General features: G+C 69.1%; 15 protein-coding genes and 1 riboswitch. Of the genes, 5 read left to right on the forward strand and 10 right to left on the reverse strand.

The genetic code is table 11. The annotated features are described in order from the left end of the window. Positions 1–3: 3 nt before the first annotated feature. The 10 genes from ACYVBS_RS11890 to ACYVBS_RS11935 all read right to left on the reverse strand — a co-directional run bounded on the left by ACYVBS_RS11890 (position 4) and on the right by ACYVBS_RS11935 (position 12,475). On the reverse strand, positions 4–1,173 hold the full coding sequence (locus ACYVBS_RS11890; protein ID WP_460823857.1) for a threonine dehydratase: 1,170 nt from the start codon (positions 1,171–1,173) through the stop codon (positions 4–6). Then, positions 1,166–2,092 carry an aminotransferase class IV gene (locus ACYVBS_RS11895; RefSeq protein ID WP_460823858.1) on the reverse strand — a complete coding sequence of 309 codons (927 nt, stop codon included), beginning with the start codon at positions 2,090–2,092 and terminating at the stop codon, positions 1,166–1,168. Before ACYVBS_RS11895 ends, ACYVBS_RS11890 begins: the two co-directional genes overlap by 8 nt. Continuing rightward, positions 2,083–2,322, reverse strand: coding sequence for an ACT domain-containing protein (locus ACYVBS_RS11900; protein WP_460823859.1), 240 nt, complete (start codon positions 2,320–2,322; stop codon positions 2,083–2,085). Before ACYVBS_RS11900 ends, ACYVBS_RS11895 begins: the two co-directional genes overlap by 10 nt. After that, a complete protein-coding gene (gene ilvG / locus ACYVBS_RS11905) occupies positions 2,303–3,994 on the reverse strand; it encodes an acetolactate synthase 2 catalytic subunit (protein ID WP_460823860.1) in 1,692 nt (563 codons plus the stop codon). Before ilvG ends, ACYVBS_RS11900 begins: the two co-directional genes overlap by 20 nt. Beyond that, positions 3,991–5,028 (reverse strand): ketol-acid reductoisomerase, encoded by a 1,038-nt coding sequence (gene ilvC, locus ACYVBS_RS11910; protein WP_460823861.1) that lies wholly within the window; start codon positions 5,026–5,028, stop codon positions 3,991–3,993. Before ilvC ends, ilvG begins: the two co-directional genes overlap by 4 nt. Before the next feature lie 162 nt (positions 5,029–5,190). Further along, the gene (gene ilvD / locus ACYVBS_RS11915; protein ID WP_460823862.1) at positions 5,191–6,945 is read right to left on the reverse strand and encodes a dihydroxy-acid dehydratase; all 1,755 of its coding nucleotides are present in this window, start codon (positions 6,943–6,945) and stop codon (positions 5,191–5,193) included. A 512-nt stretch (positions 6,946–7,457) separates the two neighbouring features. Then, entirely contained in the window at positions 7,458–8,795 is a 1,338-nt protein-coding gene (gene thrC / locus ACYVBS_RS11920; RefSeq protein ID WP_460823863.1) for a threonine synthase, read from the reverse strand. Then, positions 8,792–9,733 (reverse strand): homoserine kinase, encoded by a 942-nt coding sequence (locus ACYVBS_RS11925; protein ID WP_460823865.1) that lies wholly within the window; start codon positions 9,731–9,733, stop codon positions 8,792–8,794. Before ACYVBS_RS11925 ends, thrC begins: the two co-directional genes overlap by 4 nt. Then, complete coding sequence (thrA, locus tag ACYVBS_RS11930) at positions 9,730–12,255, reverse strand: bifunctional aspartate kinase/homoserine dehydrogenase I (RefSeq protein WP_460823866.1); 2,526 nt, start codon at positions 12,253–12,255, stop codon at positions 9,730–9,732. The genes ACYVBS_RS11925 and thrA overlap by 4 nt, the downstream gene beginning before the upstream one ends. A 79-nt stretch (positions 12,256–12,334) precedes the next feature. Beyond that, complete coding sequence (locus ACYVBS_RS11935; protein WP_460823867.1) at positions 12,335–12,475, reverse strand: hypothetical protein; 141 nt, start codon at positions 12,473–12,475, stop codon at positions 12,335–12,337. 202 nt (positions 12,476–12,677) lie between these two features. Next, a riboswitch (TPP riboswitch) is annotated at positions 12,678–12,784 on the forward strand. Positions 12,785–12,862: 78 nt separating this feature from the next. Here ACYVBS_RS11935 and thiC point away from each other — a divergent pair. The 5 genes from thiC to ACYVBS_RS11960 all read left to right on the forward strand — a co-directional run bounded on the left by thiC (position 12,863) and on the right by ACYVBS_RS11960 (position 21,931). After that, a complete protein-coding gene (thiC, locus tag ACYVBS_RS11940) occupies positions 12,863–14,740 on the forward strand; it encodes a phosphomethylpyrimidine synthase ThiC (protein ID WP_460823869.1) in 1,878 nt (625 codons plus the stop codon). 58 nt (positions 14,741–14,798) lie between these two features. After that, complete coding sequence (locus tag ACYVBS_RS11945) at positions 14,799–15,485, forward strand: ion channel (protein ID WP_460823871.1); 687 nt, start codon at positions 14,799–14,801, stop codon at positions 15,483–15,485. A gap of 77 nt (positions 15,486–15,562) precedes the next feature. Beyond that, entirely contained in the window at positions 15,563–17,953 is a 2,391-nt protein-coding gene (locus ACYVBS_RS11950; RefSeq protein WP_460823873.1) for a winged helix-turn-helix domain-containing protein, read from the forward strand. 142 nt (positions 17,954–18,095) lie between these two features. Then, on the forward strand, positions 18,096–19,004 hold the full coding sequence (locus ACYVBS_RS11955; protein WP_460823874.1) for a helix-turn-helix domain-containing protein: 909 nt from the start codon (positions 18,096–18,098) through the stop codon (positions 19,002–19,004). Positions 19,005–19,054: 50 nt separating this feature from the next. Then, positions 19,055–21,931: a TonB-dependent receptor plug domain-containing protein gene (locus ACYVBS_RS11960; RefSeq protein WP_460823876.1), complete on the forward strand. Its 2,877-nt coding sequence runs from the start codon at positions 19,055–19,057 to the stop codon at positions 21,929–21,931. Positions 21,932–21,994 lie beyond the last annotated feature (63 nt).

Here is a 21,994-nt window from a genome sequence, read left to right on the forward strand (position 1 = left end):
ACCTCAGGCGGTGATGCGGATGGCAGGGAAGGCGGGGGGGGAGGAGGGCGAGGTGGACAGCGGGTAGGCAGTCTGTGACCCGGAGCCGGATGGACTTCGACGGCCCTTCAGTGCCTCCCCGGTGGTGTTGGGATCAGTGGGGGCGCGGCGCACATCGAGCGCCACGATGGCCGGCTCCAAAGCGGTGGCATTGCGCACGCGCTGGCGCGGCTTGCGAGGTGCCCGCGGACGGACGTCCGCCAGCAGGTGCGCCAGCACGTTCGCATCGATGTTGCCGCCGGAGACCACCGCGCACTTGCGCTTGCTGGCCACGCGGCGGCCGGCCGCCAGCGCCAGCGCGCCCGCGCCTTCGGCAATGACGTGTTCTTCCAGCGCCAGCCGCACCAGCGTCTCGCGCAACTCGGCTTCGCGGACGATCACGATGTCGTCCAGCAATTCGCGCAGCACGCGCTGGGTCAGCTGGCCGGGCTCCTTGACCTTGACGCCGTCGGCCAGCGTCTGCGCGGACTCGCGAACCTCTCGGTCACCGCGCAGGGCACGGGCCATCGCGTCCACCCCTTCGACCTGCGCGCCAATGATGCGCACGCCCTGCGACTTCAGCGCCAGCGCCACGCCGGCGGCCAGCCCACCGCCACCGATCGGCACCAGCACCGTGTCGGGCGCCAGCGCGGCCATCTCGAGGCCCACGGTGCCCTGCCCGGCGATCACGTCCCGGTCGTCGAACGCGGACAGCAGGCGGTAGTCATTCTGTTGCGCCAGCTCGTTGGCGAAGGCCTTGGCCTCGTCGTAGTTGTCGCCGTGCAGGCGCACGGTGGCGCCCCAGTGGGCGACGCCGGCGATCTTGGTCTGCGGTGCGCTCCGCGGCATCACCGCGATCACCGGGTGGCGCAAGCGGTAGCCGGCCCATGCCAGGCCCTGCGCATGGTTGCCGGCTGATGCGGCGACGATCGGGCGCGTATCGCCGCGTTCGCGCGCCGCCAGCAAGGCGTTCATCGCCCCGCGCACCTTGTATGACCCGGTGCACTGCAGGTTTTCCAGCTTCAGCCAGCAGCCGAAACGCTCGGCGAAATGCAGCGGCGTTGCCGCCAGGTGCGGGCGCAGGCGTGCTTGCGCCGCCAAGACGTCGGAGGCGGTGACGCGTACGTCACCGGGCGTGGCGGTACCGTCAGACATGGGTCAGCCATCCCGTATAGGCGGCGTCCTCGCCATGGACCACACGCTGGTAGGCGGCGGACACTTCGTTGCCCACGCGGGTGGCGTCGAAGCGGCGTTCCTCGATCGCGGCGATCCGCGCCACTTCAGCCGCAGTGCCGACGATGAACACCTCGTCGGCCTGCTTCAGTTCTTCCAGCGTCACCGCGCGCGACTCGGCGCCGGTCAGCGTGACCAGCGTGTCGCGGGTGATGCCCGGCAGCGCGTCGCGGTGCTCCACCGCGGTGATGCGGCCATCGCGCACCATGAACACGTTGGCGCCGGTGCACTCGACCACGTAGCCTTCGGTATCGGTGAACAGCGCTTCGTCGAAGCCCCGGCGCTTGGCCTCGTGCTTGGCCAGGATCGAATTGATGTAGGCGCCGCCCAGCTTCAGCGGTGGCAGCGAGGTGGCGGGATTGCGCTTCCAGCTCGACACCGCCAGCCGTGCGCCTTCGCCGCCGATGTGCAGCAGCGTGGGGAAGGTGGCGACCATCAGGTGCTGCGACTGCGGGCCGACGTCCAGGCCGATGGACCCCGTGCCGCACCACGCCAGCGGGCGGATGTAGGCGTCGCGGTGGCCGTTGCGGCGCAGGGTGGCCAGCGTGGCCTCGGTGGCCTGCGCGGGATCGAAGCGAATGCCCAGCAGCTCAGCGCCCTTGCGCATGCGCTCCAGGTGTTCGGGCAAGCGAAACACCGCGGCGCCGCCGTCGGCCAGCGCATAGCTGCGGATGCCTTCGAACACCGAGCTGCCGTAGTGCATAGCGTGGGTGGTCACCGGCGACTGCGGTGAATCGGCGTCGACGAAGGCGCCATCCAGCCACACTTGCGGCGCGCGCTGCGCGATGTCGGTGGCGGCGTGCTCCGGCGCAGCGGCCGGGGCGGTGTCGTTCAGCGACATGGCGAAACCTCGACGGCCAGGCAGTCATACAGCTTTTCCAGCTGGCTCTGCAGCGATTCGGCCGGGCGCTCGCCTTCCACCGCCAGGCGCAGGTGCCAGCGGTCGCCGTCGGATTGGGTCTCGCCGTCCACGCTCACGGGGCGGAAACCGCGACGCTCGGCGGTGCCCAGCACGCGGGTCAGGGCGCCTTCGGCGCGGCGCAGGGTCAGGTCAAGTTGGTAGCGTTGCATGGCGCACCTCGGGGGCTTGGGGACGGGGGTCGAGCATCATCTGGGCGTTGTTGCGGTTGGGGGGGACCAGCGGCCACACGTTGGCGGCGGCGTCGATCGCCACGTGCAACAGGGCGGGGCCGGGGGTGGCCAGCAGCTGGCGCAGCGCGGATTCCACGTCGCACGCCTGGTCGAGGTGGAAGCTCTTGATGCCGAAGGCTTCGGCCAGTGCGACGAAGTCGGGGTTGTCCGACAGGTCGGTCTCCGAATAGCGCTCCTCGAAGAAGATCTCCTGCCACTGGCGGACCATGCCCAGGCGCTGGTTGTCGAGCAGCACGATCTTCACGGGCAGCTGGTAGCGGCCCAGCGTGGCCAGCTCCTGCACGTTCATCAGGAACGAGCCGTCGCCGCTGACGCACACCACCTGCGCGTCGCGGTTGGCCATCTGCGCGCCGAAGGCCGCAGGCAGGCCGAAGCCCATCGCGCCCAGCGCGCCGCTGGTCAGGTGCTTGCGCGGGTCGTTGAAGCGCCAGTGTTGCGCCACCCACATCTGGTGCTGGCCGACGTCGCAGGCGACCACCGCCGATGGCGCCATCTCCGACAGCCGCTTCAGCAGCGCCGGCGCGTAGACGTCATCACCGGGGGCGTCGTAACGCACCGCGTACTGGCGCTTGCGCTCCAGGCACAGCGCGCGCCATGCCGAGCACTCGGGCATCGCGGTGGCCAGCTGGTTCAGGCTGGTGCGCAGGTCGCCGCGCACGCCGACGTTCGCGTGACGCAGCTTGCCGATCTCCGCCGCGTCGACATCCAGGTGGATGACCCTGGCGTTGGGCGCGAACTCGCTCAGCTTGCCGGTGGCGCGGTCGTCGAAGCGCGCGCCGACCACCACCAGCAGGTCCGCCTCCTGCACCGCCAGGTTGGCCTCGCGGGTGCCATGCATGCCCAGCATGCCCAGGTTCAGCGCGTGGCCCGCGGGCAGCGCGCCGATGCCGCGCAGGGTCAGCACGGTCGGTGCCTGCGTGGCCTCGACGAAGGTGCGGAACTCGGCCACGGCATCGGCCAGCGCGATGCCGCCACCGCCATAGATCACCGGCCTGCGCGACTTCGACAGCAGTTCCAATGCGGCGACCAGCGTGGCGTTGTCCGCATGCGGCACCGCGTCCACCGCCGCCGGCACGTGCGCGGCGAGGTGTGCGGCATCGGCGACCTGCACGTTCTTCGGCAGGTCGATCAGCACCGGTCCCGGGCGGCCCGAACGCGCCAGACGGAACGCCTCGCGCAGCATCTCCGGCAGCTCATCGACGCTCCGCGGCAGGAAGCTGTGCTTGACGATCGGCATCGTCATGCCGAACACGTCCACTTCCTGGAACGCGTCGGTGCCCATCAGCGTGGTCGGCACCTGGCCGGTGATCACCACCATCGGCACCGAGTCCAGCATCGCGTCGGCGATGCCGGTGATCAGGTTGGTGGCGCCCGGGCCGGACGTCGCCACGCACACCCCGACCCGCCCGCTGGCGCGGGCGTAGCCGTTGGCGGCGAAGGCGGCGCCCTGCTCGTGGCGCACCAGGACGTGCTTCAGGCCGGAGCCGTACAGCGCGTCGTAGAAGGGCATGATCGCGCCGCCGGGATACCCGAACAGCGTGTCCACGCCTTCCGCGGCCAGTGCGCGCACCAGCCACTGCGACCCGTTCATGCAGCGGCCTGCTCGGTTTTGGAGGCGGTGTTGGCCGCGGTGGGGGACGCCGGCTGTGCGGTGGGCTGCGGCGCGGTGGACAACCACGCCATCGCCGCGCGCAACTTCTTGCCGGTGGCTTCGATCGGATGGTCGAGGTCGGCCTGTTTCATCGCCTTGTAGTTGGCATTGCCGGCCTTGTACTCGGCGATCCACTGGCGCGCGAACGTGCCGTCCTGGATCTCGGTCAGCACCTTCTTCATCTGCGCCTTGGTGTGTTCGTCGACGATGTACGGGCCGCGAGTCAGCGCGCCGTACTGCGCGGTCTCGCTGATGAACTCGTGCATGCGGGTGATGCCGCCTTCGTAGAACAGGTCGACGATGAGCTTCAGTTCGTGCAGGCACTCGTAGTAGGCGACTTCGGGCTGGTAGCCGGCCTCAACCAACGTCTCCCAGCCGGCCTGGACCAGCTTGGTCGCGCCGCCGCACAGCACGGCCTGCTCACCGAACAGGTCGGTCTCGGTCTCTTCCTTGAAGGTGGTCTTGATCGCGTTCTGGCGCGCACCGCCGATGCCGCCGCAGTAGGTCAGCGCGAACTGCTCGGCCTTGCCGCTCTTGTCCTGGTACACCGCGTACACCGACGGCACGCCGCGGCCAATCTCGTATTCGCGGCGGACCAGCGCGCCCGGGCCCTTCGGCGCGACCAGCACGACGTCGAGGTCGGCGCGCGGGGTGATCTGGCCGTAGTGCACGTTGAAGCCGTGCGCGAACAGCAGGCACGCGCCCTGCGCGATGTTCGGCTCGATCACGTCGGTGTAGAGCTGCGCCTGCACCATGTCCGGCGTCAGCACCGCGACCAGTTCCGCGCCGGCGACGGCGTCGGCCGGGGTCTTCACGGTGAAGCCGTCGGCCTTCGCCTTGATCTCGGTCGGGCCGCCGGGGCGCAGGCCGATGGTCACGTCGAAGCCGGAGTCGCGCAGGTTGAGCGCGTGCGCGCGGCCCTGGCTGCCGTAGCCGACGATGGCGATGCGCGGGCGGAAGGAGGAAGTGGTCATCGGGTTGTCCTTAAGGGGCGGAATTGAAGGAGGGCAGTGGAGCGGCCGGAACGCGGGAGTGAACGTCGGGTGCGAACGCGGCAGTGGGGGAGGTGTTCTGGGTCAGGGTTGTGATGCGTGAAGTCAGGGGGTGCGAGCCAACAGGTCGCAGGTGCAGCGCGATCAGGCGGTGGCGGCCTCCTTGCTCGGGCGCGGCGCCGATGCGGCATCAACCAACGTCGCGGCGATGCCGCGGTCCTGCAGCGGGCCGGGCGCGGTGACCGCACCCTGCGAGGCCGAGCTGACCAGGCGCGCGTACTTGGCCAACGCGCCGGTGGTGACGCGCGGGCTGATGCGCTTGGGTTCGCGCGCGGCCAGGTCTGCCTCAACGTCGATGCGGCGCGTGGCGACGTTGATGCGCACGCGGTCACCTTCGCGCAGCCGCGCGATCGGTCCGCCATGCGCCGCCTCCGGCGCGACGTGACCCACCATGAAGCCGTAGGTCGCCCCGCTGAAGCGGCCGTCGGTGATCAGCGCGACGTCGTTGCCCAGGCCCTGGCCCACCAGCGCGGCGGTCACCGCCAGCATCTCGCGCATGCCGGGGCCACCGGCCGGTCCTTCGAAGCGGATCACGATCACGTCGCCGGCATGGATCCGGCGCGCCTGCACCGCAGCGAAGCACGCGTCCTCGGAATCGAACACGCGTGCCGGCCCTTCGAAGTGGGCACGGCCATGGCCGGCCAGCTTGACGATGCAGCCTTCCGGCGCGAGGTCGCCGTACAGAATGGCGAAGCCGCCGCTGGGCTTGAGCGGCTGCGCGACCGGACGCACGACGTCCTGCGTCGCGGCGACCGGTGCGTCGTCCAGTTCGGCGAAGAACGAACGTCCGGTGACGGTCGGCACGTCTTCGATCATCCTGGCGGTGCGCAGTTCGCGCGCGACCAGCGCATTACCGCCAAAGGTGAACATCTCCGCCGCGGTGTAGCGCCCGCCGGGCTTCAAGTCGGCGATCACCGGGGTGGTCGAGGCCGACTGGAATTCCTCCAACCCAAACTCCACGCCCGCCTCGTGCGCGATCGCCAGCAGGTGCATGGCGCAGTTGGTGGAGCCGGCAGTAGCCGACACTGCACGCGCGGCGTTGCGCAGCGATGCGGACGTGATCAGCTGGCGCGGGCTGGCGGCGCCATCGCGCAGGCGCTGCATCACCAGCTCGCCGCAACGGCGCGCGGCGGCGGGCTTGTCCGCATGCACCGCCGGGATGTCATTGGCCTGCAGCGGCGACAGGCCCAGGAACGTCAGCACCATCGCCATCGTGTTGGCGGTGAACTGGCCTCCGCAGGCGCCCGCGCCGGGGCAGGCGTGGGTCTCGACCTCGCGCAGGCCGGCGTCGTCGATGCGGCCGGCAGCGTGCGCGCCCACCGCTTCGAACACGTTCTGCACGGTCAGGTTCTGTGTGCTGCCATCCTTCGCGTGGCACTGCCCCGGCATGATCGTGCCGCCGTAGAGGATCACGGTCGGGATATCCAGGCGCGCCGCCGCCATCGCCGCCGCGGGAATGGTCTTGTCGCAGCCGACCAGCAGCACCATCGCGTCCAGGCAATGGCCATTGACCGCGATCTCGATGGAGTCGGCGATCACCTCGCGCGACGCCAGCGAATTGCGCATGCCCTCGCTGCCCATCGCGATGCCGTCGGTGACCGCGATGGTGTTGAACTCCACCGCAGTGCCGCCCTCGGCCTGGATGCCGGCGCGCACGTCGCGTGCCAGGTCACGCAGGGTGATGTTGCACGGCGAGACATCGGTCCACGTGCTGACCACCGCGACCAGCGGCTTGGCGATGGCGGCATCGTCCAGCCCGGTGGCGCGCAGCATGGCGCGTGCGGGGGCGTGGGCGGGACCGGCTTTGATGGCGTTGCTTCTCACGAACTGGATTTCCATGCTGGGAAAATTCCAGGCCGCAGAAACGAAAAACCCCGCGCCTTTTTGGGGCGCGGGGTTCAGGTTCTGCTTCCTGGGCTGTTTGTTGGCTTGTTGCCTACACGTGCCCGAACCCCGCGCCTTTTAGGACGGTAATGAGGGTAATAAGTACGAGTACGAGGGCCGTTAGCGCCATACCATCCACGACCGTCGCGCCGGTCGGCGCGATCGAGAGGGTCTGCTGATGGTTGTTGCGCTGCGTCATGGAACCGAGAAAACCACGGCGTTCGAAGCGGTGTCAACAGTTGCTTTAGAAACTGGGCGCTTTTCAGACCATGGTCTTATCCGGCCGTGTTTCGCAGTGGAAAAACCGGTCACCGGGCGCGTGAATCGCACCCGTCAATACAGTTTCCGCGGCAACAGTCCGGGTTGCTGAATAGCTAAGATCGAGCCTGCCCGTCCCTTCGGCTGAGGCTGGATCAGCCCGATGTGCACCAGTCAGCTGAATCAGCCGGCGGGGACACTCCGTCGCATCACTCGCTTCGCATCCGGCGCAATGCCTCGCACAACGCTGCGTAGTCCAAGGGCAATGCCAGGGAGGATGCCGGCCGCGCGAGGGTTTCGGCCAACGCCGGCGGCGGTTCTACCGCATGCCCCACCAGTGGTTCGACGATGCCCTCGAACTTGGCCGGATGTGCGGTTGCCACCACTGCCCACGGCCGCGTGTCGCCGGCGGCACGCAACTGCTCCAGCACGTGCAGGCCGGTCGCGGTGTGCGGGCAGGGCACCACACCGTGACGCGCCGGCGCATGGCCAATCACCTCGCGGATGGTGGCGTCATCCACTGACGTGGCGGAAAAGCGCGCACGCAGGTCCGCGTCGTCGGGGTGCCAGTGGTGCAGACGCTCGAAGTTGCTGGGCGCGCCCACGTCCATCGCGTTGGCCAACGTGGCGCGAGTGGGCTGCGGCGCATACGTCTCGCCGTGGAAGTAGCGCGCGAGCACGTCGTTGGCATTCGTCGCCAGGTGGATCTCGCCGATCGGCAGGCCCATCAGCCGCGCCACGTGCGCGGCAGCGGCGTTGCCGAGATTGCCGGTCGGCACGATGAAGTTCAGCGGCTGCCCATGCGTCGCCGCGAAGCGGCACGCCGCCTGCGCGTAGTACGCGACCTGCGGCAGCAGCCGACCCAGGCTGATGCTGTTGGCCGAGCCCAGCGGCACGTCGCTGCGGAACGCCTCGTCCGCCAGCGCTTGCTTGGCCAGCCGCTGGCAGTCGTCGAAGGTGCCGTCCACGCGGAACGCCTGCACGTTGTCGCCCCAGCACTCCAGCCCGTGCGCCTGTCGCGGCGACACCCGGCCCTCGGGATACAGGATGGCGACGGAAAAACCCGGGCGGCGGTGGAAGGCCGACGCCACGGCGGCGCCGGTATCGCCGGAGGTCGCCACCACAATCGTGGTTGGCGGCGTACCGGGCTCGCGCAGCCGCGACAGTGCCTCGGCCAGGAAGCGCGCGGCGAAGTCCTTGAACGCCGCCGTGGGGCCATGGAACAGCTCCAGCAGGTAATCGGCATCGCCAGGCAGCGCACGCAACGGCGCGGGGGGCTGGTAGGCATGGGCGCAGATCGTGCCCAGCGCGTCTTGCAAATGCGAACCGGCGAAGAACGGCGCCAGCACCTGCTCGCCCACCTGCGCCAGCGAGAGCGTGGCGAGCGTGTCGACGTCCCACTGCCGCCGTGGCAGCTGCGCGGGCACATAGAGTCCGCCATCCGGCGCCAGTCCTGCGACCAGCGCGGTGTCGATCGTCACCGCCGGGGCCTGGCCACGCGTGCTGACAAACAGCGGCGCGGCGACCGGCGCGGGCACGGCGCTCATGCCAGTACCTCCGCGCGCGGTCCGCGCACCGGCGACACGTACGCGCGCGAGCCAAACCCGGCCTCGGCGAACGCGGCCCGCATGGCCACCGCCGCAACCTCCGCGGCCGGCTTCGATGTGAACCAGGCGAAGGTGCTGGGTCCGGCGCCGGAGATGCTCGCGCCCAGTGCGCCATGGTCGAGCGCGGCCTGTTTCACCTGGGCGAAGCCCGGCACCAATGCGGCGCGACGCGGCTCCACCAGCAGGTCTTTCAACCCTTCGCCGATCAGCGCCGCATCGCCGCGTTGCAGCCCGGTGAGGAACAGGGCCAGACACGCGCTGTGTGCCACCACTTGTGACAACGGATACGGCTCGGCCAGCACCGCACGTGCGCGCCGGGTCTCCAGCATCTGGTCCGGATGCACCACCACCGCATGCAACCAGTCCGGCGCCTCCAGCGCGACCATGCGCGAGGCCGTGGCCAGCACCACGCCCCCGAGCAGCATCGGCGCCACGTTGTCGCCGTGGCGGCTGCCGCTCGCCACCGCCTCGCCGTCCAGCGCGAAGGCGTACAACGCCTCGCGCGACAGCGGCGCATCCAGCAGCGCATTGGCCGCCACCAGCGCCGCCACGCACGAGGCCGCCGATCCGCCCAGGCCGGAGCCCAGCGGAATGCCCTTGTCCAGTTCCAGCTCCAGCCCAAAGGGCAGGCCCAGCGACGCGCGCAGCGCGATCAGCGCCTCGCCGGCGGTGTTGCTTGCGGCCTCCAGCGGGATGCCGGCCACGCCCTCGACTTCGCCGCGGATCGCCGCGATGCGCACCTCGGGCGCGTCGATGCGGCGCACGGTGGCGACATCGCGTGGCCCGTCGATGGAATGGCCAAGCAGGTCGAACCCGACGCCGATGTTGCCGACGCTGGCCGGCGCGAACGCGCGGGCTTCGGTGTTGCCAGAATTCATGCGCGTGCTCCCAGCGTCTGCGCAATGGAAAGGATGTCGCCGAACACGCCGGCGGCGGTAACGTCGCGTCCCGCGCCCGGCCCCTGCACGACCAGTGGATTGGCGGCGTAGCGGCGGGTGCGGAACTGGATCAGGTTGTCGGTCAGCTGGCTGTGCAGGCTGGCGTGCGTGGCCTCCGGCGTGACCAGGCGCACGCGCGCCTTGCCGTCGCGATCCAACTGCGCAAGGTACCGCAAGCCGAGCCCGCGCTGTTGCGCATCGGCGAAACGTACCTGCATCGGCGCGTCCATCTCGCCCAGGCGGGCAAAGAATTCGTCACGTGACACGTCGCGCAGCGCTTCCGGCACCAGGCTCTCCACCTCCACGTCCTGCAGCGACAGCGTCCGGCCGGCCTCGCGCGCCAGGATCACCAGCTTGCGCGCCACATCGGTGCCGGACAGGTCATCGCGGGGATCGGGCTCGGTGTAGCCCAGCCGATGCGCCTCGCGCACCAGATCGGAGAACGGTTGCGAACCATCAAAGCGATTGAATAGCCAAGCCAGCGTACCCGACAGCACGCCTTCGACCTCGGTGAGCTCATCGCCGGTGTCAATCAGTGAGCGCAGCGTCTGGATCACCGGCAGGCCAGCGCCCACCGTCGCCTCGTAGCGGAACTCGCCGCCGCTGCGGCTTGCGGCGCGGATCGCCTGGTAACGCGCCAAAGGCCCGCTGCCGGCCTGCTTGTTGGGCGTGACCACGTGGATGCCCGCGGCCAGCCATTCGGGATAACGCTCGGCGATGGCGTTGCTGCCGCTGCAGTCCACGATCATCGCGTGCGGCAGGTGGTCGGCGCGCACGTGGGCGACGAAACGGTCCAGATCGAGGGCCTCGCTCTCGGCCAATGCATCGGCGGCGGTGGCCGGGTCCAATTGGCGGGCGGCCAGCAGCATGCGTTTGCTGTCGGCCACCGCGCGCAGGCGCAGGTCGAGCTGGCGTTCCGGGCGCTGTTCGTGGGCGAAGCGCGGCAACGCATCGGCAAACTGTTCAAGCAGTGCACGGCCAACGTTGCCCGGCCCGATCAGCCCCACCGACAGCGTGGCCGGCGACAACCAGAACGCGGCGTGCACCGCGCGCAACCCGCGCTGCGCGTCCGCCCGCGCGATGGCCACCGAGATGTTGCGCTCGCTCGCACCCTGTGCGATGGCGCGGATGTTGACCCGCGCCTGCGCCAGTCCTGCCAGCAGCCGCGCGGCCACGCCCGGCGTGCCCACCATGCCATCGCCCACCGCGGCCAGCACCGCGATATCCGGCGTCACGCGCACACCTTCCACCAGACCATCGGCGATTGCCTCGGCGAACGCGGCCTCCACCGCTGCGCGTCCCGCGTCGGCCTGCGCCGCGCGCACGACGCAGCAGATCGAATGCTCGGACGAGCCCTGCGAAATCATCGCCACCGACACGCCCGCGCGGTGCAGCGCGGAGAACAGGCGCTCGGCGGTTCCCGGCACGCCGATCATGCCGGCGCCGCTGAGCTCCAGTACGGCCAGGTCGTCGACCAGGGTCAGGCCCTTGACCGGCGACGCGGCCGCCTGCGATTGCGCGGTGATCAGCGTCCCCGGTGCCTCCGGGTTGAGCGTGTTGCGGATGCGCAGCGGCAGCCCGCGCTGCATCGCCGGGGCCATGGTCTGCGGGTGCAGCACCTTGGCCCCGAAGTAGGCCAGCTCGCAGGCCTCAGCGTAGGACATCGAGGACAGGCAGACCGCATCCGGCACCAGTCGCGGATCGGCGGAGAGCACGCCATCGACATCGGTCCAGATGGTCAGTTCCGAGGCCTCGAACAGCACCGCGAAGATCGCGCCGGAATAGTCGCTGCCATTGCGGCCGAGGGTGGTGGCGTGCCCGGCCGCATCCCGTGCGACGAAACCGGTCACCACCGCGTTGGGCTGCGGATGCGCCTGCCGCCAATTGGCCAGGCGCTCGCGGGACTGGACCCAGTCGACGCCCGCTCCCAGCTCACCGGGGTGCACCACGAGCACGTCGCGGGCATCCAGTCGCGCCCAGCCATTGGCTTCGGCACCCAAGGCGGTCTGCAGCAGACGTGCCGACCACACCTCACCCAAGCCGGCGATCGTCGCCGCCCCCTCGTCCGACACTGCGCGGACCTCGCCCAGCGCGCTGAGCTGCTGGCGCAACGCGCTGAAGCTGTCCTCCAGCCACGCGAGCGTGCCGGAGGCGTCGGCCGGGTCCAGTTCACGGGCGGCGGCGAAGTGCCGGTCGGCCAGCGCCAGCCAGGCATCGCGCCAGTCGCGGCCGTCTGCCGCGGTCTGCGCCACTTCAATCAAGGCATCGGTGGTGCCGCGCATCGCCGAAACCACGACCACCTGTGCGGGGGCGCCGCCACCGGCCAGCAGCCTCGCGACATGGCGGTAGTGCGCGGCGCTGGCCACGCTGCTGCCGCCGAACTTGTGGGCGAGGCAGGCGTTCACCGACGGAGCGGACACGAGGGTGTCCTCGGCAGCGGGGGAGGGGTCGTTGAGGGACATGCGAAGGCTCCTGTTGAGCCCCGCCTCGATCCGGTGCGCGTTCCGCACCGGGTTCGGTGCGGAGCGGCGTGGTTCTGATTCAGCTGGACACGCCCGTCCGCACCATGGGAATGGTGGTACCGGTGGTGGTAATGGTGGTGGTCGACGCGGGCACGCCCGTACCCGCAATGCCCGGAAGCCTGCGAGTGTGGTGCGTGGCGGTGATGCTGCGATGCGTCATGGAGGCAGAGGACCACGCCGCTTCCGGGGGTGTCAACAGTTACTTGGGCAACGGAGCCGGAGAGTACCGGGGGCCAGATTCCGCGGGGTAGGCGGTCCGCCATAAGCAGGCCGTCCCCGTTCCCGGCGCGGGCGCGAAGGCGGGGCATCGCCGCCGGCCGCGGGCCCACACTGGCCCCCACGGCCCGCCCATGGTCAAATGCACCCCGAAGCGGGGGTACCGGCCCGCGCCCTGGGCGCGCCGGTTGAGACACACCCTTCGAACCTGATGCGGTTGAGACCGCCGTAGGGAAGCTTCGCCGGACGCCCGTCGTCCCGCGCCGCCGCTTTGACGCGACCCCGTCGCTCCGCCGCCCCCGGCGGCTTCCTCCAGAAGCGGAACTACACGATGAACGCGGTGCCCTCCCAGCTGCAGCAGCAGGCCGAACAGCTTTCGGCCGACGTCACCCGCCCGATCCCGGGCTCGTGCAAGATCCATGTCGAAGGCTCGCGCCCCGACATCCGGGTGCCGATGCGCGAGATCGCGCTGGCGAAGACGCCGACCCTGTTTGGCGGCGAGGACAACGCCCCGCTGGCGGTGTACGACTGCTCCGGCCCGTACACCGACAGCAATGCCGACATCGACCTGGCGCGCGGCCTCGCCCCGCTGCGCGCCGCATGGATCGCCGAGCGCGGCGACACCGAGCAGCTGGCCGGCCTGAGCTCCGAGTTTGGCCGCCGCCGCGAAGCCGACCCCAAGCTGGACGCCGTGCGCTTCCGCCACCGCCCGGCCCCGCGCCGCGCCATCGCGGGTGCCAACGTCACCCAGATGCACTACGCCCGCCGCGGCATCGTCACGCCGGAGATGGAGTACATCGCCATCCGCGAGAACCAGCGCATCGAGGCGATCCGCGAGGCGCACCTGCTGCGCCAGCACGCGGGCGAGCCCTTCGGCGCCGCGATCCAGAAGCTGATCACCCCCGAGTTCGTGCGCGATGAAGTCGCGCGCGGCCGCGCCATCATTCCCAACAACATCAACCACCCGGAAAGCGAGCCGATGATCATCGGCCGCAACTTCCTGACCAAGGTCAACGCCAACATCGGCAACTCCGCCGTGTCCTCCGGCATCGCCGAGGAAGTGGAGAAGCTGGTGTGGTCGATCCGCTGGGGCGCGGACACGGTCATGGACCTGTCCACCGGCAAGCACATCCACGAAACCCGCGAGTGGATCATCCGCAACTCGCCGGTGCCGATCGGCACCGTGCCGATCTACCAGGCGCTGGAAAAGGTCGACGGCAAGGCCGAGGAACTCAACTGGGAGATCTTCCGCGACACCCTGATCGAACAGGCCGAGCAGGGCGTGGACTACTTCACCATTCATGCCGGCGTGCTGCTGCGTTACGTGCCGCTGACCGCCAGGCGCGTGACCGGCATCGTCAGCCGCGGCGGCTCGATCATGGCCAAGTGGTGCCTGGCGCACCACAAGGAAAACTTCCTCTACACGCACTTCGAAGAGATCTGCGAGATCATGAAGGCCTACGACGTGGCCTTCTCGCTGGGCGACGGCCTGCGCCCGGGAAGCATCGCCGATGCCAACGACGCCGCGCAGTTCGGCGAGCTGGAGACGCTCGGTGAGCTGACCCAGATCGCGTGGAAGCACGACGTGCAGACCATGATCGAAGGCCCCGGCCACGTGCCGATGCAGCTGATCAAGGAAAACATGGACAAGCAGTTGCGCGAGTGCGGCGAAGCGCCCTTCTACACGCTCGGCCCGCTGACCACCGACATCGCGCCGGGCTATGACCACATCACCAGCGCCATCGGCGCCGCGATGATCGGCTGGTTCGGCACCGCGATGCTCTGCTACGTCACGCCCAAGGAACACCTCGGCCTGCCCAACAAGCACGACGTGCGCGAAGGCCTGATGGCGTACAAGATCGCCGCCCACGCCGCCGACCTGGCCAAGGGCCACCCCGGTGCGCAGGCGCGCGACAACGCCATGAGCAAGGCGCGCTTCGAGTTCCGCTGGGAGGACCAGTTCAACCTCGGCCTCGACCCCGAGCGCGCTCGCGAGTACCACGACGAGACCCTGCCCAAGGAAGCGCACAAGTCCGCGCACTTCTGCTCGATGTGCGGCCCGCACTTCTGCAGCATGAAGATCACCCAGGACGTGCGCGACTTCGCCGCCGAGCACGGGCTGGACGATGCCAAGGCGCTGGAGGCGGGCATGGAGGCGATGTCCGAGGAGTTCCGCGCGCAGGGCGCCGAGGTCTACCACAAGGCCTGACCGCGCTTTGCCGGCCACGCCTCGTGCGCGGTCGGCGAGGCTCGGGCACACTCGCGCGATGGGCACACAGGACATCCGTTACCGCCGCTGGCAGGTGATCGCACGGCGGCACCCGTCGGCATTCCTGCTGGCCGCGCAGCTGGCCAGCCTCGTCACCTACCCGATGCTGGAAGGCGACACCGGCCGCGTGCTGTTCGGTGCCTTCGGCGTGGTGATCGCGGCGCTGGCCGTGTGGGTGGTGATGCGCAGCCCGGCGGTCAAATGGGTGGGCTGGCTCATCGCCGTTCCGGCGGTCCTGTTGTCGCTGGTGGCGGCGCTGGTGCCCGGCAGCGGCGTGGCGCTCGCCGCGACCCTGCTGGAAAGCGCGCTGTATTTCTACGCCGCGGCCAGCCTGACCGCGTACATGCTCAGTGACCATCGCGTCACCTCGGATGAGCTGTTCGCGGCCGGCGCCACGTTCACCTTGCTCATGTGGGCATTCGCCTACGCCTTCGTCGCCTGCCAGGCGCTCTACCCGGGCGCGTTCACCGGATTGGTGGAGCCCGAGCGGCCGCGCACCTGGATGGAGCTGCTGTTCCTCAGCGCGACCAACCTGTCCGCCACCGGTCTGGGGGACGTGCTGCCGATCCATTCGACGGCCCGTGTGCTGGTCGTGCTGGAACAGTTCTGCGGCGTTGGATACATCGCCGTGGTGGTGTCGCGGTTGATCGGATTGACGGTGGCCGGCGCGCGCCGGCCGTCCTGAACCTGAATCCGGGGCAACGGAGGTTGCCTTTCGGCACATGACGTGACACAGGTCGGCACGGAGAATCGGGCGGTTATATGTCCCGATCCTCTGGCCAACCCCATCACGCAACCGACGGCTTTCGCGTAGGCGAATGCACCGTCGATGTTCCGCTGCGTGAAATCAGCGCGCCCGGTGCGCGCCGGCCCGTCCGTGTCACGCCCAAGGCGATGGCGGTGTTGCTGGTGCTGGTGGAGAACGCCGGTCGGGTGGTGTCACGCGACGTGCTGATCAACCGCGTGTGGCCGGACACCTTGCCGACCGATGACGTGCTGACCCAGGCCGTCACCCAGTTGCGCAAGGCGTTTGGTGAAAAGCGCGGCACCACCCGCTACATCGAAACCATCGCCAAGTCCGGCTATCGGCTGCTGGCGACCGTGGACGGAATGGCGGCCGGCGGATACGTGCTCGCCGCCGCGGCGGAAGCGCGGGCTGCGGACGCGAATCCGGTGGATCCGGGTCCAAGCGGCGCAAGTCCGACGGGCACGATGGCCGACGCGAGCGCGGGGGCGCCTGTCCAACCGCCGTCCCCGCACGGGCGTGCCGCCGTCGATACCGCACCGAGTGGGCGCCGAGGGTCGCGATGGCATCACCCCATCCCGTGGCATTCGCCTGTCCTCTGGCTCGTGGCCGTCGTCTTGTTGTTTCTGGGCGGTGGGATCGCTTGGTGGGGGCTGCATCGGGCGTCGCCGGAAAACCCCGCAACCGCGAGTGGTAGTCGCACGCTGCCGACCGTGCCGGAGCGGTCGTTCCTCTTGCTCACCTCGGCGCCCGGTTACGAGTTGTCGCCCACGCTCTCGCCTGACGGCGCGATGATGGCGTACACCGCGACCCTGCCCCATCACGTGGGCACGGTCGTGATGGTGCAGACGACCACGCAGGCCGTCCCCAAACCGCTGAGCATGCCGCCCTCCGGTGTCTCCGATCGGCTGCCGGCCTGGTCGCCGGACGGCCGTTCCATCGCCTTTTCCCGTCGCGACGGCGGCAATGCCTGCCAGATCCTGGTGGCCGCCGCGAACGGCGGCAGCGAGCGGGTCGTCGGCGCCTGCAACGGACTGGACGACCTCGGCTTCGATTGGACGCCGGATGGTCGGGGCCTCGTGTTCGGCAGCATGTCGGAGGGCGACGCGACCACCGGCATCCGCATCATGGATCTGGCCACCGGGCGCTGGCGCAACCTCGACTATGGGTTCGATGGGCGGGACCTGGATACCGAACCGCGCTACTCACCCGACGGCGAGTGGATCGCCTTCGTGCGCAATCCGCAGTTCGGCGACATCTGGCGCGTTCCTGCCGCCGGCGGGCGACCGGAGCGCCTGACGTTCCAGAGCGGTGAAATGCGGGGCTGGGACTGGCTGCCCGACGGCAGCGGGCTGGTGTTCGGGCGGCGCATCGATGCCGAGACCCGCATCTACCGATTGGACCTGGTGAGCCGACAATTGCACGACCTGGGGGTCGAGGACGCACAGTCGCCGGACGTGGCCGCCAAGAGCCCGGTCATGGCGTTCGTCAGGCGTCGGCCGGGCTTCGAGATCTATCGCATCGACCGCGGTGACGTGGCGGGGGCCGACGGCCAGGCCAAGCCGCTGTTCGCGTCCACCGGTCGCGACACCCACCCCTCGATCGCCCCCGATGGCCGCCAGCTAGTGTTTGCCTCTGACCGATCGGGGCATTTCCACCTGTGGTGGGGTGACATCGAGCAGCCGGACAGCCTGCGGCTGATCGACGGTTTGCACCCGGAAGCGCAGCGGATGCCGGAATGGTCCCCCGACAGCCAGCGCCTGCTCGCCACGGGCACCAACCACGCCGGGCAGCGGGGCCTGTTCGAAGTGGTGGCGGCCAGCGGTCAGGTGGCCTTGCTGCCCGTGCCGGTGCCTGACCCCAGCCAAGGCGTGTACCTGCCCGACCCCGGGCGGGTGCTGGTCGGCGCTCCCGGCCCGGACGGACGCATCGGGCTTTACCTGTTCGACCGGACCCGCTCCCCTTGGCGGGAGGTGGCCTATCTCGAGGATGTGTCGCTGGCCCGGGTCGATTCCGCCCGCGGGCGGGTGCTGTTCACCCGCTTCTCCGGCGACGGGCTCTGGTCGGCGGACCTGGCGTTGACGCCGGGGTCGGTCCGCAAGGTCGTCGACGGAGTCCCCCGGCGATGGCGCTATCGCAACTGGAGCGTGGGCACGGACGGTACCATCGAGTACGTCGATCAGGCACTCGGGTGCCGCAGTCGCCTGCGACGCCTGGCCGAAAGCGCGAGCGCCTCCTCGGAGCGATGCCTGCATCCCAGCCTGCCGTCGTCGGTGGCCGGGTTCAGTTCCGACCCGCAACGGGACACCATCTACGTGGCCTTGGCCGCCTATGACGGCACCGACATTGCCCTGTGGCGCTTCGACGGCTCGCTGCCGCCTCCACCCGTCGCGTCTTCAAGCAACTGATTTAAAAGAAGAAATTGGATTCGTAATTTCTTCGTGAATGGCTTCGGCCTGATTTCGCACAATCCTTCGCCCGATTTCCTGACTCCAGCCCGCCGATCGGGCAAATCCCATGGCCAGTCCTGGCAAATGATGGGGTTTTGGAATGGAGCATGTGCAGTGGGCCGACCGTGGACAGCAGGTCCAACTCGGGCGGACCGACACCGAAGCGCCGGCCGTTTTCGCCGGCGTGTCACGGCTGGGTTGCGCCCAGCTGGCCGGCCCCAGTCTCTCGATCTGGGTCCAGCTGCGCGGCACCGCCTGGGTGGAGGCCAAGGAGGGCAAGTTCCGCCTCCGCCGCGGTGACTGGATCGCGCTGGATCGCGACTCCCGTCCCACCGTCCAGGCGGACCGGGGCGGCGTGTGCGTCGGCATGACGCTCGGGGCCGACATCCTCAAGGCGCTGGGCCAGTTCGCCGACCTGGGACTGTACGCAGGCCGCGGCCAGCTCGACCTGACGGAATCGCGGGTGATGCTGCACCTGTGGCACCAGGCGGTGCGCCGTGCCGAAGCAGGCGAGGGCGTCGCCATACAGGTCCTGCGCCCGGTGCTGCTGCACCTGGCCGGCCTGCAGCACGACAGCGCCGCACGCGTGGCGCGGTGCCCGGGCCGCTCGCGCAGCCGCAAGCGCCAGGTGTTCAGCCGGTTGCAGCGCGCCCGCCTGTATCTGGAGGGCAATGCCGACCGGGTGGTGCGGATCGGCGAGCTGGCCGACCTCACCAGTTTCTCCAGCTGGTATTTCTCCAAGACGTTCCAGGCGGTCTACGGCGAAAGCCCGCAGGCCGCCGCCGCGCGCATGCGCCTGGAGCGCGCCGCGGACCTGCTGCAGACCACCTCGATGATGATCGGTGAAATCGCCGCCGCGAGCGGTTTCGACAACTGCTGCAGCTTCGCCCGTGCCTTCCGCGCGCGTTATGGCATGTCCGCCAGCGGCTATCGAACCGCGGCCTCCTCGACAGGATCGGCAAACCCTCCCGGCGTCGCAGGCAAAGCGGCATTGCGCACCGGCACGTAATTTTGCAGAGCGCCTTAACGCGCCCGTAACGATCCTTTGGAGAGAGACAAATGAATCATCGCAACCCGCGTTCCGCTGTGCGGCTGGGCATGCTGCCCGCCGGCATCGCGATCGCGCTCGCCCCGGCGTTTGCTGGCGCGCAGGAACAGGCCGACCAGAACGCCACCACCCTCGATCGCATCGAGGTGACCGGCTCGCGCATCCGCGGCGCCGACATGGAAACCCAGCAGCCGATCATCACCATCGGCCGCGAGCAGCTGCAGCAGCAGGGCTTCGTTTCCGTTGCCGACGTGCTGCAGAACCTGACCTCGGCCGGCTCGCCGGCGATCGCGCGCGGCGAAGTGCTCGCCTCGGGCGAGAACGTGGGCGGCTACTACGTCGACCTGCGTAACCTGGGCGCCCAGCGCACCCTCGTCCTCGTCAACGGCAAGCGCCTGGGCGCCACCACCGGCGGCCTGCAGGACCTGAGCCAGATCCCGATGTCGGCCATCGACCGCATCGAAGTGCTGAAGGACGGCGCCTCGGCCATCTACGGCTCGGACGCCATCGCCGGCGTGGTCAACGTGATCACCCGCAAGCGCTTTGAAGGTGCGGAAGCCAATGCCTACTTCGGCCAGTTCAGCGAAGGCGACGGCGACAAGCAGACCTACGACTTCACCATCGGCGCCGTGGGCGACCGCGGTGGCGTGACGGCGTCGGTCGAGTACTCGAAGGAAGAGCCGGTGTGGGCGAAGGACCGCTGGTTCAGCGCGTCCGGCAATGCCGGTCCGAAGTACCCGGGTTCGGGTTGGAGCGCGGTCAGCCAGAACGGCTCGTTCCTCGGCCCGTGCGGTGCCAACGGCGCCAACGCATGGTGCACTTACGACGGCAGCGGTGACCCGACCGACATCGCCAACTTCCGTCCGCACGTTGCGACCGACAACGCAAACAGCAACGAGCAGATGATGGCGCAGACCGGCATCGAGCGTCGCTCGGTGTTCGTCAACGCCAACTACGACATCCTCGACAATGTCACGTTCAACGCTGACATGCTGTACAACCACCGCTCGACGCTGCAGCAGGTGGCGGGCTACCCGTACCAGTCGCAGGCCTTCGGCACCCCGCTGTCGGGCGACAGCGCGTTCAACCCGCTCGGCACGGACGTGGAATTCCGCCGCCGCCTGTGGGAAGTGCCGCGTACCACGAACAGCGAGCTTGAAACCTACCGCTTCGCCGGTGGCTTCAACGGCTACTTCGACATGGCCGGCCGCACGTTCGACTGGGACGTCGGCGCCATGATGAACCGCAACAACCTGACCAAGTTCGGTCATGGCGACATGAGCCTGCTGGCCAGCCCGCTGGCGCTGGGCCCGTCGTTCATCAACGCCAACGGCGTCGCGCAGTGCGGCACCGCCGCCAACCCGATCCCGCTGGGCACCAACCTGGGCAGCGGCGAATGCATGCCGTGGAACCCGCTCCTGCCGTACGGCGTGGACGGCCCGGGCTCGCTGTCCGACCCGTCGCTGCAGGCGTTCCTGTTCCCGTACTACGCCGACACCGGCCGCACCACCACCACCAGCTACACCGCCAACCTGGCCGGTTCGCTGTTCGATCTGCCGGCCGGTGAACTCGGCTTCGCGGTCGGCGTGGAGCACCGTGAGGAAGACGGCCGCTTCGTGCCGGACGCCTTCAACCAGTCGGGCATGAGCACCGGCCTGCCGGCGACCACCACGCAGGGCGCTTACTCGCTCGACGAGGTGTACCTGGAGCTGAACATCCCGGTCCTGTCGGATATGCCGTTCGCGAAGGAACTGACCTTCAACATCGCCAGCCGTTACTCGGATTACAGCAACTTCGGCGACACCACCAACAGCAAGTTCGGCTTCACCTGGCGTCCGCTGGATGAACTGCTGGTCCGTGGTACCTACTCCGAAGGCTTCCGCGCTCCGACCATCGACAACCTGTACGGTGGCGTGGGCGGCAGCTTCGAGTACTACACCGACCCGTGCGGCAGCACCTCCTCGGGCAACGTCGCCGGCAACGCGGCCTGCACCAGCGCCGGTGTGTCCCCGACCTACGTCCAGCTGGGCCAGGGCAACGCGGCATGCACCACGTTCCCGTGCCAGACCGGTTACCAGTTCCTGACCGGCTCCAACCCGAACCTGACCCCGGAAACCGCCGAGACCCAGACCATGGGCCTGGTGTGGAGCCCGCGTTGGGTGCAGGGCCTGGACGTCACCCTCGACTGGTACAAGGTCACCATCGAGAACGTGATCAGCGATGACAGCGTCGATGACATCCTGGGCGATTGCTACCGCCTCGGCATCTCGGCCCGTTGCGAAGGCATCGTCCGCGACCCGGCGACCGGCGCCATCACGTTCATGCAGTACGGCCTGACCAACAAGGGTGCGGTGGAAACCGAGGGCTACGACTTCGGCATGAAGTACCGCCTGCCGGAGACCGCGTTCGGCAAGTTCAGCTTTGACTGGCAGAACAGCTACGTCAGCTACTACCGCATCAAGGCCGACGACGCGCCGGAAACCGACTGGACCAACTACACCGGTCGCAGCTCGAACTTCCGCCTGCGTTCCAACCTGGGCGTCAACTGGGAAATGGGTGCGTTTGCCGCCAACTGGACGACGCGCTACTACTCCGGCATGAGCGAAGCCTGCACCCGCGCTGCCGAGTGCACCGACCCGCTGTACTCCTCGCCGGACACCAACGCCCCGGGCAAGGTGTATCCGCTGCGTGAAGTGGGCGGCAACGCGTTCCACGACCTGCAGGTCAGCTGGAAGGCCCCGTGGAACGCCACGGTTGCGATCGGCGCCAACAACGTGACCGACCACAAGGGTCCGATCATGTTCTCGGGTCCGAGCAACCAGTACCCGTACTACGGTGGCTTCGACATCGGTCGCTTCTACTACCTGAAGTACCAGCAGCGCTTCTGATCCGTCAGACGCCTGTGTGACACCCGCTGCGGCCCCGAAAGGGGCCGCAGTTTTTTTGGGGCC

This window comes from Lysobacter olei, assembly GCF_054777355.1.